This is a genomic window from Streptococcus sp. 27098_8_186 (genome assembly GCF_041432055.1).
GTDB classification, from domain to species: domain Bacteria; phylum Bacillota; class Bacilli; order Lactobacillales; family Streptococcaceae; genus Streptococcus; species Streptococcus dentalis.
In genome coordinates, this window is sequence record NZ_JAPVYV010000001.1 from 419603 (window position 1) to 435531 (window position 15929).

A 15929-nucleotide genomic window follows, 5' to 3' on the forward strand; every position below is an offset into this window, starting at 1 on the left:
TCATTTTTTCACTTTTTTGTTACAATGTTCTTATAAAGTTTTAGGAGACAACCTATCATGTTTAAATTTAAAGATATTCTGGCTATCATCTTGGGGGCCGGCATTTTTTCGTTTGGGATCTATTTTTTGGTCATTCCCTTTCACTTCTATGAAGGTGGTGCGACAGGGATTACCTTGATCACCTATTACCTCTTCAAAATCCCCGTATCCCTGATGAATTTGCTGATCAATATCCCTCTCTTCGTTCTGGCTTGGAAACTGCTGGGCAAGAAATCTCTTTATCTGAGCTTACTTGGGACTTTCTCGGTTTCGGCATGGATGGCAATTTTTGAAGCTATGCCCCTCAGCCACCACTACCATCACTTTATCTTTACAGCCTTTAAAGGAGATATTCTGCTTGCCTGTATCGCCTCAGGGGTTGTCCTTGGTTTAGGTCTAGGGATCATCTTCAATGCCGGTGGAACTACGGGAGGAACTGATATCCTCGCTCGCATCTTTAACAAATACACTTCCCTCACCATGGGGAAACTCATGTTGATCGTCGATGCTATCGTCCTGATTACCGTTGTTGTTGTCTTTCAAGATGTTCGTACAGCTATGTACACCCTCTTCTTCATCCTGATTGACACTCTAGTGATCGATTTGATTGGGGAAGGTGGTTTTGCTGGAAAAGGCTTCCTTATCGTTACCTCCAAACCAGAAGAAATTGCCAAAAAAGTATCCGATGATTTGGGTCGCGGGATTACCTTTCTCCGTGGAATGGGCTATTACAGCCGTAAAGATCTGGATATCGTCTACTGTGTCGTTTCACGGAATGAGATGAAACAAATGAAAGACATCATCAATCAGATCGATCCATTCGCCTTCATCACCATTTCTGAAGCCCATGAAATTCTCGGCGAAGGCTTTACTTTAGATAAAGAAAAACAACCCATTAACCGTTAATAGAAAAAATAAGGCTAGATTTTCATCTAGCTTTGTTTTTCTATTTACGATTTTCCTTAGGTGAGTACGGACGTCAGCGAACTTTTACAAAGTTCCATGACTAATTTTTGAGCCTAATGTCTCAAAAATTCCGAGAGCATGAAACAAGTATGTTTCATGCTCTTTTCTCACGGCGGAAAGTCTTAGAATACACGTCATGATTAATAAAATCATAATTATTTTTATAGAATTTATTAGGTTACCTTATACAAAAATCAGACTGGATTGTCATCCAGCCTGATTTTTTATTAAATTGCTTTTGCGGTTGTTCGAGTGATCTCATCGACTTTCAAACCGTTGGCTTCAAATTTACTACGGATTCCTTCTAGATCTGTCACCCCATCAATTTGGACTTCGATAACCACACGGTCGTCTTTGGTTGGAATATTGACTGTATTGGCGATGTTATACCCTTCTTCTACAATCAAGTGAATGATTTGTTCTAGAACACCAACCTTATCTTCTGTCACAAAGCGAACACGAACTCCTTCTTCTCCATAACCGGATACTTCAAGGAAGGCACGGAAAATATCACGGTCTGTGATGACACCAGATACTTGCTCATTGTCCACGACTGGAAGAATTCCCACCTTGTTCTTATACATGAGGTAGGTCGCATCTTCTAAGCTAGCAAATTTAGAGACGGTAATGACATCGCGAAGCATGACATCTTTGACCTTGGTCTTGTTCAACAGATAGTTCATCTCGAAAATAGACAAGCTTGTTGCTTTAGATGGACTTGCTTCTGCAATCGTACCTTCTGTCACCAAACCAACCAATTGATCATTTTCAATGACTGGCAAACGGTGCAAACCTTGTTCGCGCATCAAATCTGCCGCATGGGCAATTGTAGTATCTGGACTAATGTAAACCACTTTACGTGTCATAAAATCTTTAACAGCCATAACAAGTTCTCCTATGCTTTTATTAGTTTTATTATACTTGATTTTAAGAATGATTTCAAACGCTTTCAGCAGTTTTCTCTTGTTTTCAAAATTTAGAAAAATCAAACAAGAGAGATGAAAAAAGAAAGGTCCAATTGACCTTTCCTTTCAAACAAACTTTAGAAATCTTATCCACCAAGGTAGGCCTTGCGGACTTCTTCTGAGGTTAAGAGTTCTTTTCCTGTTCCGGTAAGAACGACTTTCCCTGTTTCCAAAACATAACCGCGGTCTGCGATAGCAAGGGCCTTATTGGCATTTTGCTCGATCAAGAGAACAGTTGTTCCTTGTTTTTGGATATCTTGGATGATATCAAAGATTTCTTGGATAAAGATTGGAGCCAATCCCATAGAAGGTTCATCCAGAAGCAAGAGTTTTGGCGTTGACATAAGTGCACGACCCATTGCTAGCATTTGTTGTTCCCCACCAGATAGGGTTGCTGCATCTTGGTTCTTCCGTTCTTCCAAACGTGGGAAACGGGAGAAGACTTTCTTCAAGTTAGCTTGATTTTCTTCTCGATCTTTCTTCAAGAAAGCTCCCATCTCCAAGTTTTCCATAACAGTTAAGCCTGGAAAGACGTGGCGGCCTTCTGGAACTTGAGAGAGTCCGGCTGCTACAATCTTTTGAGCAGGAACCTTTTGAATCTCCTGACCTAAAAACTCGATTTTCCCAGCACTTGGACGCACTAAGCCTGAAATGGTACGAAGAATAGATGTTTTCCCAGCACCGTTAGCACCGATAAGAGAAACAACTTCCCCTTCGTTTACCTCGAAACTGACATCACGGACAGCCTGGATCATGCCATAGTGTACAGAAAGATTTTCAACTTTTAACATAGACATTAGGCTTCACCTCCTAGATATGCTTCGATTACACGTTTGTTGGTCTTGATTTCATCTGGCGTCCCATGGGCAATCAAGCGACCATATTCCAATACATAAATCCGTTCTGTTACTTCCATGACCAAGCTCATATCGTGCTCAATCAGCATGATCGTAATATTAAATTCTTTTTGAATGCGACGGATCAATTGGGTCAATTCTGCTGTTTCTTGAGGGTTCATCCCTGCAGCAGGTTCATCCAAGAAGAGGATTTTTGGCTCTGTAGCAAGGGCACGAACGATCTCCAAGTGACGTTGTTGTCCGTAAGCTAAGTTTTTGGCCAAGGTATCTGCTTCTTTTTCCAAATCAAAAATCGCTAACAATTCAAGGGCTTTCGCTTTCAAAGCTTCTTCATTCTTGTAATAGCTTGGCAAGCGGAAAAGACTCGCAAAGACATGTGGTTTATGGTGATTAGCAAAGGCAATCAAGACATTGTCCAAAACGCTCAAATCTTTAAAGAGACGAATATTTTGGAAAGTACGTCCCAGACCACCTGCAGCGATTTTATAAGGTGCTTTACCATTTAGGAGCTGACCATCTAAGGTAATAGTCCCTTCACTTGGTTCATATACCCCTGTTAGGAGGTTGAAGAGGGTTGTTTTACCGGCACCGTTGGGTCCGATCAAACCAACCAATTCCCCTTCATTGAGTTCCATGGTCACATCCCCAACGGCTGTCAAACCACCAAAGTTTTTTGTTAAATTTTTTACTTCAAGAAGTGCCATTAGTTAGCCTCCTTTTTTGAGAGTAGTTTTTTCAAGCTAAATTCCCATGTTCCAAGAAGACCACCTGGACGGAAGATCATTACGAGAATCAAAGCCAATGAGTAAATGATCATACGGATGCTTGAGAAGTCTTGAAGCACCATGTTCAAGATCCCCAAGACGATGGCTGCCACAACTGTTCCTGACATCGATCCCAAACCACCGAAAACGACAATGATCAAGACATTAATAGTATTGGTGAAAGAGTAATCTTTAGGAACAACAGAACCGATAAAGCCAGCTTGAAGAGATCCAGCAATCGCCGCTGTGACCGCACCAAATACAAAGGCAATGACTTTAACCTTAGTCGTATTAATCCCAACAGATTCTGCTGCGATTTCATCTTCACGAACAGAAAGGGTAGAACGCCCAATTGGACTGCGTAAGAAGTTAATCGTAAAGATCGTTGTAATCACGACAAAGAGGTAAACCAATTGCCAAGTTGTAAAGGCTGGTAAACCAAGGATCCCAGCGGCCCCATTGGTGAGAGTACCCCCATTGACGATCAAGATCCGGATGATTTCAGAAACTCCAAGAGTCGCAATCGCGAGGTAGTCCCCTTTCAAACGAAGGGTTGGAACCCCAACGATCAAGGCAACGACACCAGCAATCAAAGCACCTAAAACCATCGCGCCAAAGAAAGCCCCGTAGGTTGGTGATTTGGAACCGAGAATGGCTGCAGAGTAGGCACCAATCGCCATAAATCCGGCATGCCCGAGTGAGAATTGACCTGAGAAACCAACGATGAGGTTCAAGCCAACTGCAAGGATAATATTAATTCCGATTTGTTCCAAAATTTGGATATAGAAGAGGTTGAGCACACCTGCTGCAACCAAGACTTGGATCAAGGCAAAACCTGCGACCAAAAGACCAAGCCAGACTAAATTCACTCTTAAATTTTGTTTCATGGCTTACACCTTCTCTTTCACATTTTTACCGAGGATACCTGCTGGACGGATGAGCAAGATCACAATCAAGATAGCATACACAATGGCATCACGGAAGTCTGAAAGACCGATCGCTGTAGCGAAGGTTTCCAACAAACCGATAACAAATCCACCTAGAGCAGCACCTGGAATGATTCCGATTCCTCCAAGAACGGCTGCGACAAAGGCTTTGATCCCTGGTGTCATCCCCATCAAAGGCTCGATCGAGTTGTAATACAAACCAATCAAGACACCACCAGCACCTGCCAAGGCTGATCCCAAAGCAAAGGTAAAGCTGATCGTACGGTTTACGTTAATCCCCATCAATTGAGCGGCATCACTATCAACAGATACAGCCCGCATGGCTTTCCCCATCTTCGTCTTTTGAATAATAAATTGAAGAGCGACCATCAAGAAAACAGACACTCCCAAGATCATCAACTGAATATTAGAGATTGAGATAGGACCGAAGTTGTAACGAACCGTTTTAATCACTTGCGGGAAGGAACGGGTATTGGCACCTACGAAGAAGACCATCCCATATTCGAGCAAGAAGGAAACCCCGATGGCTGTGATCAAGGCTGCAATCCGAGTCGAATGACGAAGCGGACGATAAGCCAGGTATTCAATTACAACCCCTAAAATAGCTGTCCCAACCATGGCTAGGAGCAAGGCGACAAAGAAGTTCACTTTCCACGAGTTCAATAAGAAATACCCCATAAAGGCACCTACCATGTAGATATCCCCATGGGCAAAGTTGATCAATTTGATAATTCCATACACCATGGTATAACCGAGGGCCAAGAGTGCATAGACGCTTCCCAAGATTAGACCGTTCACTAATTGCTGGAGCATTTGAACCATCCTTTCTAACAATAAAGAGCGAGGCCAGGAATTTTCATTCTCCCAGCCTCTTGTACAAACAACAAATGATAATTATGGTTTAACAGACTCAACTGATTTGACTTTACCATCTTTCAAGCCAATCATAAGAGCTGATTTAACCGGGTTGTGGTTCTTGTCAACTGACATTGTACCAGTCACACCTTCCAAGTCTTTCAACTTCGCAAGGTTATCTTTCAATTCGACAGAGTTCTTAGCACCTTTAGATGCTTCAGCAACCATGTAAACTGAATCATACGCCAAAGCTGCGAACATTGAAGGTTCTTCGTTGTATTTCGCTTTGTATGCTTCTACGAATTTCTTAGCTTTATCAGTCATTTCACCTTCAGTAGAGAATCCAGCTACGTAGTAGATATCAGTAGCTGCAGCAGGTGTTGCTTGTTCAACGAATTTAGCATCGCTAAATCCATCCCCACCAATGATTGGTTGTTTGATTCCCATACCACGCGCTTGGTTTACGATCTTACCAGTTTCAGTGTAGTAACCTGGAAGAACAATCGCATCGAAGTCTTTATCTTTGATTTTTGTAAGAGCAGCTTGGAAGTCTGTATCCTTAGATTGGAAGGTTTCTGTTGCTACGATTTCACCTTTGTAAGATTTCTTGAAGGCTTCAGCAATCCCTTTCGCATAGTCAGATGAGTTATCGTAGTAAAGAACGACTTTCTTAGCTTTCAAGTTATCAGTTGTGTATTTAGCAATGATTTGTCCTTGGAAGCTATCGATGAAGGTTGCACGGAAGAGGTAATCTTGACCTTTTGTCAAATCATCTTGAGTTGCAGATGGTGTAACCAATGGAACACCTGCTTTACCAGCATTGGCAACCGCTGCTGCAGTAGCACCTGAAGTTGCAGGCCCTACAAGAGCGTTCACTTTTGATTGAGTGACAAGGTTTGTAGTGACTGTAGCTGCTTCAGCTGTTTCAGATTTGTTATCTTTATCTGTGACAACAATCTTCTTACCGTCAGCTCCACCCTTAGCGTTGATTTCATCAACGGCCAATTGAGCACCTTTTTGTTCAGCGCTACCGTAGGCTGCTACTTCACCAGTTTTTTCAAAGTTAAAACCGACTTTTAATTCTTTGCCGATTTCGTTACCAGTTGTGTTTGAACCTGAAGTAGAAACTTCACCACAAGCAGCAAGAAGAGCGACACTTGCAATGGTTAAAAATGAAAGAGCAAATTTTTTCTTCATTTGTAATGATCTCCTTAAATGAATCTTAAATTAAATACATTAAGAATATACCGAATTATCTGACAATTGTCAATAAAAAAAGCGCAATCCATCAAATGATTGCGTTTTCTAACCTTCTGTGACCACAGATGGGGTCTCCAATCGTTGTAAACTTCCCACAAAATCTGTATCTAAATCTTTGAGATGGCAAGGCAAGACCTTTTTGACATAACGTTCTTTCTTTAAGTCTTCCATGACTTGATCGGCCTTGTCACTGTCCACATACAATTGGACATAACGGCATTTCTTAGAATGGTACAAGACATCTCCAACAGATTGTAATTTTTTCCCATCTCGATTGTAATACAATTTAACAATCAAGCCTGTTCTTTCTTGTTTCTCAAACATGGTTAATCCCTTTCTCGTTCTGTTACTAGTATATCAAATTTCAAGAAAAAGAACTACTCTTTTATGGGAGCAAAAAAGAGAGTGGAACAGAAATCGGTAATTCGTTAGAATTCGATTTCGTCGTCCCACCTCCGCACAGTTGAGTAGGGCTGTAAAAGCTGATGAAATCAGCGTAGTAGAGCCCACTCAACCACTGCGTTTTGCTCGACAATCCAAAAATAATTGAGAGGCTAGGACTTTTGTCCCAGCCTCTTGACGAGCCTTCCCACAGGATGGTTTAGCCCAAATTATTGTTGGCCATGATTTCATCAATAAAGCCATATTCAAGAGTTTCTTGCGCGCTCATCCAATTGTCTCGTTCAGCATCTGCATGCACTTTTTTAATGGATTGACCTGAATTTTCCGCAAGGATTTTTTCCAAGTTATTCCGTGTTTTGAGCAAATGTTCTGCTGCAATCGCCATGTCGGTTTGTTGGGTACCGCCACCAGTACCACCCATTGGTTGGTGAATCATGTACTCTGCATTTGGCAACATGAAGCGTTTGCCCTTCGCACCGCTTGAAGCAATGACAGTTCCCATAGAAGCTGCCATCCCCATGACAATAGTTTGGACATCTGACTTGATAAAGTTCATGGTATCCACGATAGCGAGACCTGCAGAGACAGATCCCCCTGGTGTATTGATATACATATAGATATCTTTTGTATTATCTTGGGCATCCAAGAAGAGCAATTGAGCGATAATGGAGTTAGCCATTTGGTCCTCAACTGGTCCTGTTACCATGATAATTCGATCTTTCAACAGACGGGAATAAATATCGTAAGAACGTTCTCCACGACTGGTTTGTTCAATAACTACTGGAATCATCTATTCTTCTCCTTTAGTATCCATTCATTCTCACGATTCGTGAGGTTCAAAATATATGTGCTATTATAAACCAATGGTCAAAAAAGGTCAAATCTTAAGCACCTTTCGGACGAATCATGAATGGTTTCTTTATTTGGTACCGAATAAACGGTCACCCGCATCCCCAAGACCAGGGACAATGTAGCCATGTTCATTCAAATGATCATCGAGGGCTGCTGTAAAGATATCAACATCTGGGTGAGCTTCTTGAAGAGCTTTCACCCCTTCTGGCGCTGATACCAAGCAGACAAATTTGATATGGCTAGCACCACGTTTTTTCAAGGAATCAATCGCCAGAATAGCGGATCCACCCGTAGCAAGCATAGGGTCTACTACAAAGATACGACGTTGATCAATATCTTCTGGCAATTTCACCAAGTATTCAACTGGTTTCAAGGTTTCTTCATCACGGTACATCCCGATATGGCCAACCTTAGCAGCTGGTACCAAACTCAAGAGACCATCAACCATCCCAATCCCTGCACGAAGAATTGGGACAATAGCCAATTTCTTACCCGCGATTTGTTTTTGAACGGTTTTGGTAATAGGAGTTTCAATTTCAACATCCTCAAGAGGCAATTCACGCAACACTTCGTAGCCCATCAACATAGCAATCTCATCTACCAATTCACGAAAGGCCTTCGTAGAGGTATCTGTACGACGAAGAATAGATAATTTGTGTTGAATCAGTGGATGTGTAATAACTTCTAGTTTTCCCATTTTTGAGATCCTTCTTTCTAAGCTGTTATTATTCAAAAAAGAGCTATGATAAAAGTGGAGTCAAGCTCTACTCTTTCTTTCAGTCCCTCTTTAATACTCACAGCACATGGAAATCTTCATTTCCAACTTAACATTCGTCTTATTATACCAAATTTTACAAAAAAAAGAGAGCCCTTACACTTAATTTTTTAAGTTCGGACTCACTCTTTCTATCAATCAATTATAACCATTCTTTGTATTTCTTAATATAGATACGTTTGACAACCGTCACACTCAGCATATAGAGGACGATAATCGCAAACAATAGAACAAAGTACAATCCATTTAGTTGGCTCAACTTCAAGATAGAAGCCAAAGGACTATATGGAAGGGAGGTTACAAAGAAGGCCGCTGCTAGAGTCGTCACCACGACTGAGAAGGCTGGACGACTTTGGATAAATGGCAGTTTTGGTGAACGCAACATATGGATAACCATGGTTTGAGACCACATAGATTCGATAAACCATCCAGTTTGGAACACCATGATAAAGGCTGCTGCATCTGCTGCTCCATGGTTGTAGCCTTGACCTAAAATCATAGGAACAACAAGGAAGTAAAGAAGCATGTAGGTAATAATATCAAATACTGATGAAATTGGACCGATCCAGGCCATAAAACGCATGATAGAGTTTGCTTCCCAGATACGAGGTTTCTTGAGGAATTCCTTGTCGACATTGTCAAAAGGAAGGGCGATACAAGAAAGATCATAGATAAGATTGAGCACAATTAAATGAACAGGAGCCATCGGAAGGAAAGGCAAAAAGATGCTGGCAAAGAGAAGAGAAAAGATGTTCCCGAAGTTAGAAGAGACCGTCATCTTGATGTACTTGGTCATATTGGCATAGACCTTGCGGCCTTCAACCAAACCTTTTTCAAGGACCATCAAGTCCTTATCTAGAAGGATGACATCTGCCGTTTCTTTGGCAATATCAACAGCTGTATCCACGGAGATCCCAACGTCTGAGACCTTCATAGATGGAGCATCGTTAATCCCATCTCCCATGTAACCAACCTTGTGGCCATTGTTCTTGAGGCTGAGGATGATCCGCGCTTTTTGATCTGGTGATAATTTGGCAAAGACCGTTGTTGTTTCCACAACTTGTGCTAACTCTTGGTTAGTCATCGTATCGATTTCGCTTCCCAAAAGAATCCGCTCGACATCTAGTCCAACTTTTTCACAGACAGCTTGGGTGACCTTTTCATTGTCCCCAGTTAAGATCTTGGTGGTTACCCCATATTCTGCAAGAGCTTTGATAGCGGGAGCTGCAGAAGGTTTTGGTGGATCAAGAAAGGCAAGGTAACCGGTTAGGATCATGTCTCCTTCATCTTCAACACTAAAGATGTCATTTTCGTCCAAGTCGGTTTTGTAGCTGACGCCCAAAACACGAAGACCTTGTTCATTTAATTGAGCAACTTCAGCGAGGACCTCTTGACGGACTTCATCTGTCAGGCGTTTAATCTCCCCTTTGTACTCAACATAAGTCGATACAGAAAGCATTTCTTCCAAGGCACCCTTGGTCACCATGCTGACCACACCGTCTTCATCTTTGACAATGACACTCATGCGGCGACGTTCAAAATCAAAGGGTAATTCATCAATCTTATGGAAGGTTTGATCCAGATCGCGAACAATCTCATGTTTCTTGGCTTCTTTCTGGGTTCGATTGATAATCGCCCGGTCCATCAAATTTTTTAGCCCGGTTTGGAAATAGGAATTCAAGTAAGCCCGGCGAAGGACTGATAGATCCAAATCGCCATGGATATCAAGCGGATACTCCAAAACGATTTCATCTTGGGTCAAGGTTCCTGTCTTATCAGTACACAAAATATCGATAGCGCCGAGGTCTTGGATGGCATTGAGTTTTTTGATAACGACTTTTTCTTTTGCCATGATGATGGAGCCCTTAGCAAGACTCGCTGTAATAATCATCGGCAGCATTTCTGGAGTCAAACCAACCCCAACGCTGAGGGCAAAGACACCCGCTTCTAACCAGTCACCATCTGTGAGACCATTGATCACAAAGACAACGGGCACCATCACTAACATGAGCCGAATCAAGAGCCAAGAGATGGTATTCATTTCTCTCTCAAATGAGGTTGGTTCGTCATAGGTGTTGATGGTTTGCTCAATGGCGCCCATCATGGTTTCATCCCCCACGACCAAGACCAAAGCTGTCGCCCGTCCGGAGATGACATTGGTCCCCATGAAGGCCAAGCTTTCACTCTCCAAAAGACTGTCTAGATTTTGACTGTCGGCTTTTCTGAGACAAACCTTTTCAACAGCATCACTTTCCCCAGTGAGACCAGATTGTTGGACAAAGAAGTCACGGGAATCAATCAAGACCACATCTGCTGGAATCATATCGCCGGCACTTAGTTTGATCACATCTCCTACGACGATTTCATCGATCGGAATTTCTTGTTCTGATCCATCACGCAGAACGGTCGCTGTATTGACAATCATACGTGATAAGTTGCTAGCTGCTTTGTCGCTCCGCAATTCTTGAATGAAGCGGATACCACCAGAGATCAAGACCAAGGTCACAATGATGATGGAGGTCGTTGGATCCTGTTCACCTGGTTTTGCTAGCCAGACATTGGTGATGAAGGAAACCAGCGCAATGACCAACAAAATCACTGTAAAAGGATTGATGATCGATTCGTAGATCTTTTTGATCATGGAATCTTCTTGACCCTTTGTGATGACATTTTCGCCATAAATATCGCGGTTTTCTTCTACTTGATCGTCAACTAAACCAAGGGCACTGGTTTTGTAGGTGGCAAAGGTACTTTCAAGTGGTTCTTGAAGAGCAGCAATCAGTCTTTCTTTATTTGTTTGCATTGGTATCTCCTTTTTCAATCAGGAGCCAATCACTTTTGGAGTCCCTACGACACAAATCAGCGATTGGCTGGTTCGGTGCGGTTCGGGATGATCGTCAATTTGTATCATAGCTCTCTCCTTTCTCTTTTCTTGGTAAGGCATAAAAAAGAGTCCTACCTTCGATCGGTAGGACTCATGAAACTCGTCATTTATTTTTCAAGCAAAACTCTCAAAAAACTGACCGTCCAAGCTTTAGCTCCGCAAGGCAATGAAATGAGCTTAGTCTTGACCTTTGCGATCAGGACTGTTGACCAACGAGTAGTGTCTCCACTGCTTTGCGGTAGTCATCCGTATCCTTGTGGTAGCCTCACCTACCGTATTTCGAGTTTATTGTACTCCTTCACTTACAGAAAGTCAACACTTATTTGTGAAAAGTATCAACTAAACGTTTGGTAATTTCTTCAATGAGGGTGAAGGGAGCTGCCACATTGAGGCGGGCATGCAAGTTTCCTTCTTTTCCAAAATCTGTTCCACGGTTCAAAATCAATTTGGCTTGGTCATGAATTTTAGCATGCAGCTCATCATCGGTATAAGGATAGGCTGAAAAGTCCAACCAAAGAAGATAGGTTCCTTGGGGCTTCATGACACGGATTTGTGTCTTTTCATGCAATTCATCTACCACATAGTCGATGTGTTTTTCAAAGACTTGCTTGAGCTCTGTCAACCAAGGTTTACCATGGCGATATGCTGCTTCTGTTGCAATATAGCCCAAGCCTGAGATTTCATGTTGGTTATTGGCCAATTGCCGTTGTTTAAAAGCCGTACGAAGCTTTGGATTTTCAATGACCACATAGGAATTTTTTGTTCCTGCAATATTGAAAGTCTTGGTTGCACTGGTTAAGATCAAGCTGAAATCTTTAAAGCTTGGATCAACCGTGTTAAAGCTGGTATGATGGTGGCCAAACAAGGCCAAATCTTGGTGGATCTCATCTGAAACGAGAAGGACACCATGTTTTTGACAGAGGTGGCCGATTTTTTCCAAGACTTCACGATCCCATACACGGCCTCCAGGATTGTGCGGGTTACACAAAACATAGAGTTTAACCTCTTGCTCCACAATGTCTTTTTCGAGCTGATCAAAATCAATTTGGAAAAGACCGTCCTTTTCAACTAATGAATTTTCGATCAATTTTCGACGATTGAGCTTGACACTTCTGGCAAATGGAGGATAGACCGGCGTATTGATTAAGACAGCATCCCCTTCCTTAGTAAAGGCTTGAATAGCTGTTGAAATAGCCGGAACAACGCCTTCGATATAGACGACAGCTTCCTTGTCAAAGGAATAGCCATGTTCTTCTTTTTCCCAATCAAGGATAGACTGGTAGAGGCTATCCGATGCATAGGTGTAGCCATAGACCATTTGGTCTGCATACCCGATAACAGCTTCTCGTACTTCTGGAATGACATTAAAATCCATGTCCGCGATCCAAGCCGGGATGATTTCTGGATCTGTCTCAGTTTCTTTCCACTTGTAGGTATGGTGGGTCAAGCGATTCGGTAAAGTCGTGAAATCATATTTGGTCATCTTAAGCCTCCAATGCTTGTTTCAAATCTTCAATCAAATCATCTGCATCTTCGATTCCGATGGACAAACGAAGAAGATCATCTGTCAAACCGTATGAATGGCGAACTTCTGCAGGAATGTCCGCATGGGTCTGAGTGGTAGGATAAGTGATCAAGCTTTCAACTCCGCCAAGACTTTCTGCAAAGGTAAATACTTGAAGGGAATTCAACAAGTTAGGAATTTTTTTCTCATCTTGAATTTTAAAGGAGACCATTCCACCTTTTCCAGTGTAAAGGACTTCTTTGACCTGAGGGGAGATTTTCAAAAACTCAACTACCTTGCGGGCATTCTCAGTGGAGCGCTCCATCCGGATAGAGAGTGTCTTGAGACCACGGATCAAGAGATAGCTGTCAAATGGGGAAAGAACAGCACCTGTCGTGTTCAAATTGTAAAAGAGTTTGTCATACAAGTCTGCATCATTTGTCACGACAACACCAGCCAAGACATCGTTGTGACCAGCTAAGTACTTGGTTGCTGAATGAAGAACAATATCAGCACCCTCTTCAATTGGGAGTTGATAGATAGGGCTATAGAAGGTATTGTCCACCACGACTTTGGCACCTTTTGCATGGGCCAATTTGGCTAAATGAGCAATATCAAATTCCAACATCAATGGATTGGTTGGTGTTTCAATATAGAGGACATCCACCAGATCATTATCTAGATGGTGGATCAATTCTTCTTCTGTATTGGCATAGGTGAAAGAGAAACGACCCTCTTGCTCTTGTTGGTTAAACCAGCGGAAAGAACCTCCATAAAGGTCACGAACGGCCAAGACTTTTGAACCAACTGGGAAAATGCTAAAAGCAAGCACAATGGCTGACATTCCAGAGCTTGTCGCCAAAGCATAGTCTGCACTTTCGATAGCTGCCAAAGTCTTCTCAGCTGTTGCGCGTGTTGGATTTTTCGTACGGGTATAGTCAAAACCTGTAGACTGACCAAATTCTGGGTGTTGGTAAGTCGTAGAGAAATGCAAAGGAGTCGTCAAAGCTCCCGTTGTTTTATCCGACTTGATTCCTGCCTGTGCCAAAATAGTATTGATATTGCGTTTTTTACTCATATTGCCCTCCGATAAACATTCAATCTAACTGATTACTATTTTATCACTATTATGAGGAGAGCGGTTTTCCCATTTTCAAGACCTAGCTATAGTTTCAAACTATAAGAAAAGGCTGGGCACTTTTTACCCAACCTCTGATTTATTTAATCCGAAATTTATGTCTGAGACGTGCAGCTTGACCTCCGATAAAGCGGTCAAAATACCGTAGCCATAATCCTAAGGCTCCATAGATAACAACTCCTAATCCGCCAATGACGATGATATAAATCATGCTCGATACACGGCCATTTGGTGGGAAAATCCAGCCCAAAATCAAGCCGGCGATCAAGACTCCAAGTAGCATCACCACAGTCAGGATAGAACCAAGTAAGGTCCGCTTGAAGATGATGGTTCGATTAAACTGAGTAATGGTTTGGATCTCCCGATACATGAGAACGATTGGGACCATTAAGGCAATAGTCGTTGACAAAAGCGGCCCATAAGAACGAAAGACCAAAATAAATGGAATTTGTAGGACCAATTTCACCACTACACCATAAAGGAAGTAGCGAATGGCCTTGCGATTTTGAAAGAGGGCTTGAATCATTGGCGATAAGACCGTGTAAAGACCGAGAATTACGGTCTGCAACATCGCTACGATGAAGAGTCCTAAGGCCAAGCCATCTGGTTGCCCATAGAAAACCGTATAAAGTGGTTTTGCGACTGCTACTGCACCAAAGGTGGCTGGAAGCAAGAAAGCTAGCAACATGGTCAAGTTATCCTGTACGAGCTTCCCAGCTGCTTTTAGGTCCCCCTTCACATAATTCTCTGTCAACAGAGGAATCCCAACTCCCCCAATCGAAGTCGCTACCGCAATCAAGATCATGGTGATTTTGTTTGGATTAGCAGAGAAATAACTAAACATGACCAAGAGCTGCTTTTGACTATAATCTGTGAACCAAGACATGACATTGATAAAGGTCATCTGGTCAACAATTTGGAAGAGCTGAATGGCGGAACCAGTGATAATAAAAGGAATGGCCTCACGAATCGTATCGATCAAGAGAGCCCGAGTGTCAATCCCTTCACTTCCCTCTTGCTTTCTAAAAATAGAAGAGAGCAAGCCTGTCTTTGCAAGGTAATAAAAGAGCACCAGAAGGCTCGCTCCCATACCGATAAAGGCCGCAAAGGTCGACTGCGTCACAGCCTGCACATAGTCTCCTGAGCCAATCTTCATAATGAAGAAGGTCGTGAGCAACATCCAGATGACCCGGATCACTTGTTCAGCGATCTGGCTAATGGCGTAAGGCTTCATGTTGTTAAAACCTTGGAAAAATCCCCGAATGACACTCATCGAAGGAAAGATCAAGACAGCCCAAGAAAGGCTCTGCATGATCGGAATCAACTCTTTTCCCCCACCTGAAAGACTCGCAAAGACAGGAGACAAAAGATACATGAGAATGGCAAATCCAAGGCCTAGAATTCCCATAAATTTCAAGAAGCCCCGAATCAAAGCAAAACTATGATCGGCTTGGTCTCGGGTATTGTATTTGGCTACTTGCTTGGCAACGGCTACGGGTACTCCGGCTGTCGAAATCAAGAGAAACCAAGCATAGATATTGTAGCCCATTGTAAAAAGACCATTGGCTTGTGGCCCATATTTTCCCATCCAAATATACCAAGGAATAATATAAGCGGCTCCTAGCAAACGGCTGATAAAGTTGCTGGCTGTCATCCAGGCAGTCCCGCGAAGCATCTGGGCTTGCTGGTCATTTTGTTCGTGACTCATTGGTGTCCTCTTT

14 protein-coding genes and 1 riboswitch are annotated in these 15929 nt (G+C 42.5%); of the genes, 1 reads left to right on the plus strand and 13 read right to left on the minus strand.

The window, feature by feature from the left end:
* Positions 1-57 precede the first annotated feature (57 nt).
* Positions 58-945: a YitT family protein gene (locus tag O3602_RS02025; RefSeq protein ID WP_371611047.1), complete on the plus strand. Its 888-nt coding sequence runs from the start codon at positions 58-60 to the stop codon at positions 943-945.
* Between the two features lie 287 nt (positions 946-1232).
* Here O3602_RS02025 and O3602_RS02030 read toward each other — a convergent pair whose 3' ends face one another.
* From O3602_RS02030 to O3602_RS02090, 13 genes are all read right to left on the minus strand, one after another.
* Positions 1233-1889 carry a CBS domain-containing protein gene (locus O3602_RS02030; RefSeq protein ID WP_371611048.1) on the minus strand — a complete coding sequence of 219 codons (657 nt, stop codon included), beginning with the start codon at positions 1887-1889 and terminating at the stop codon, positions 1233-1235.
* 167 nt (positions 1890-2056) lie between these two features.
* Positions 2057-2767, minus strand: coding sequence for an ABC transporter ATP-binding protein (locus O3602_RS02035; RefSeq protein WP_003013180.1), 711 nt, complete (start codon positions 2765-2767; stop codon positions 2057-2059).
* Positions 2767-3531, minus strand: a complete 765-nt coding sequence (locus tag O3602_RS02040) for an ABC transporter ATP-binding protein (RefSeq protein ID WP_003013488.1) — start codon at positions 3529-3531, stop codon at positions 2767-2769. The genes O3602_RS02035 and O3602_RS02040 overlap by 1 nt, the downstream gene beginning before the upstream one ends.
* Positions 3531-4478: a branched-chain amino acid ABC transporter permease gene (locus O3602_RS02045; RefSeq protein WP_371611049.1), complete on the minus strand. Its 948-nt coding sequence runs from the start codon at positions 4476-4478 to the stop codon at positions 3531-3533. Before O3602_RS02045 ends, O3602_RS02040 begins: the two co-directional genes overlap by 1 nt.
* A 3-nt stretch (positions 4479-4481) precedes the next feature.
* Complete coding sequence (locus O3602_RS02050) at positions 4482-5351, minus strand: branched-chain amino acid ABC transporter permease (RefSeq protein ID WP_021153669.1); 870 nt, start codon at positions 5349-5351, stop codon at positions 4482-4484.
* A gap of 81 nt (positions 5352-5432) precedes the next feature.
* Entirely contained in the window at positions 5433-6590 is a 1158-nt protein-coding gene (locus O3602_RS02055; RefSeq protein ID WP_003013214.1) for an ABC transporter substrate-binding protein, read from the minus strand.
* A gap of 108 nt (positions 6591-6698) precedes the next feature.
* Positions 6699-6977, minus strand: coding sequence for a DUF2129 domain-containing protein (locus tag O3602_RS02060; RefSeq protein WP_003013098.1), 279 nt, complete (start codon positions 6975-6977; stop codon positions 6699-6701).
* Between the two features lie 277 nt (positions 6978-7254).
* Complete coding sequence (gene clpP / locus O3602_RS02065; protein ID WP_003013000.1) at positions 7255-7845, minus strand: ATP-dependent Clp protease proteolytic subunit ClpP; 591 nt, start codon at positions 7843-7845, stop codon at positions 7255-7257.
* Between the two features lie 129 nt (positions 7846-7974).
* Positions 7975-8604 (minus strand): uracil phosphoribosyltransferase, encoded by a 630-nt coding sequence (gene upp, locus O3602_RS02070; RefSeq protein WP_003005574.1) that lies wholly within the window; start codon positions 8602-8604, stop codon positions 7975-7977.
* A 220-nt stretch (positions 8605-8824) separates the two neighbouring features.
* On the minus strand, positions 8825-11485 hold the full coding sequence (mgtA, locus tag O3602_RS02075) for a magnesium-translocating P-type ATPase (RefSeq protein ID WP_003013109.1): 2661 nt from the start codon (positions 11483-11485) through the stop codon (positions 8825-8827).
* A gap of 207 nt (positions 11486-11692) precedes the next feature.
* A riboswitch (M-box (ykoK) riboswitch) is annotated at positions 11693-11850 on the minus strand.
* Positions 11851-11885: 35 nt separating this feature from the next.
* Positions 11886-13049, minus strand: coding sequence for a MalY/PatB family protein (locus O3602_RS02080; RefSeq protein ID WP_371611050.1), 1164 nt, complete (start codon positions 13047-13049; stop codon positions 11886-11888).
* A 1-nt stretch (position 13050) separates the two neighbouring features.
* Positions 13051-14148: a cystathionine gamma-synthase gene (locus tag O3602_RS02085; RefSeq protein WP_371611051.1), complete on the minus strand. Its 1098-nt coding sequence runs from the start codon at positions 14146-14148 to the stop codon at positions 13051-13053.
* Between the two features lie 139 nt (positions 14149-14287).
* Positions 14288-15916 carry an oligosaccharide flippase family protein gene (locus O3602_RS02090; RefSeq protein WP_371611052.1) on the minus strand — a complete coding sequence of 543 codons (1629 nt, stop codon included), beginning with the start codon at positions 15914-15916 and terminating at the stop codon, positions 14288-14290.
* Positions 15917-15929 lie beyond the last annotated feature (13 nt).

Coding starts and splice junctions, on each gene's coding strand:
- O3602_RS02060 (WP_003013098.1), bottom strand. CDS start 6,977: ATGTTTGAGAAACAAGAAAGAACAGGCTTGATTGTTAAATTGTATTAC.
- O3602_RS02025 (WP_371611047.1), top strand. CDS start 58: ATGTTTAAATTTAAAGATATTCTGGCTATCATCTTGGGGGCCGGCATT.
- O3602_RS02090 (WP_371611052.1), bottom strand. CDS start 15,916: ATGAGTCACGAACAAAATGACCAGCAAGCCCAGATGCTTCGCGGGACT.
- O3602_RS02045 (WP_371611049.1), bottom strand. CDS start 4,478: ATGAAACAAAATTTAAGAGTGAATTTAGTCTGGCTTGGTCTTTTGGTC.
- O3602_RS02080 (WP_371611050.1), bottom strand. CDS start 13,049: ATGACCAAATATGATTTCACGACTTTACCGAATCGCTTGACCCACCAT.
- O3602_RS02035 (WP_003013180.1), bottom strand. CDS start 2,767: ATGTCTATGTTAAAAGTTGAAAATCTTTCTGTACACTATGGCATGATC.
- mgtA (WP_003013109.1), bottom strand. CDS start 11,485: ATGCAAACAAATAAAGAAAGACTGATTGCTGCTCTTCAAGAACCACTT.
- O3602_RS02085 (WP_371611051.1), bottom strand. CDS start 14,148: ATGAGTAAAAAACGCAATATCAATACTATTTTGGCACAGGCAGGAATC.
- O3602_RS02055 (WP_003013214.1), bottom strand. CDS start 6,590: ATGAAGAAAAAATTTGCTCTTTCATTTTTAACCATTGCAAGTGTCGCT.
- O3602_RS02040 (WP_003013488.1), bottom strand. CDS start 3,531: ATGGCACTTCTTGAAGTAAAAAATTTAACAAAAAACTTTGGTGGTTTG.
- clpP (WP_003013000.1), bottom strand. CDS start 7,845: ATGATTCCAGTAGTTATTGAACAAACCAGTCGTGGAGAACGTTCTTAC.
- O3602_RS02050 (WP_021153669.1), bottom strand. CDS start 5,351: ATGCTCCAGCAATTAGTGAACGGTCTAATCTTGGGAAGCGTCTATGCA.
- O3602_RS02030 (WP_371611048.1), bottom strand. CDS start 1,889: ATGGCTGTTAAAGATTTTATGACACGTAAAGTGGTTTACATTAGTCCA.
- upp (WP_003005574.1), bottom strand. CDS start 8,604: ATGGGAAAACTAGAAGTTATTACACATCCACTGATTCAACACAAATTA.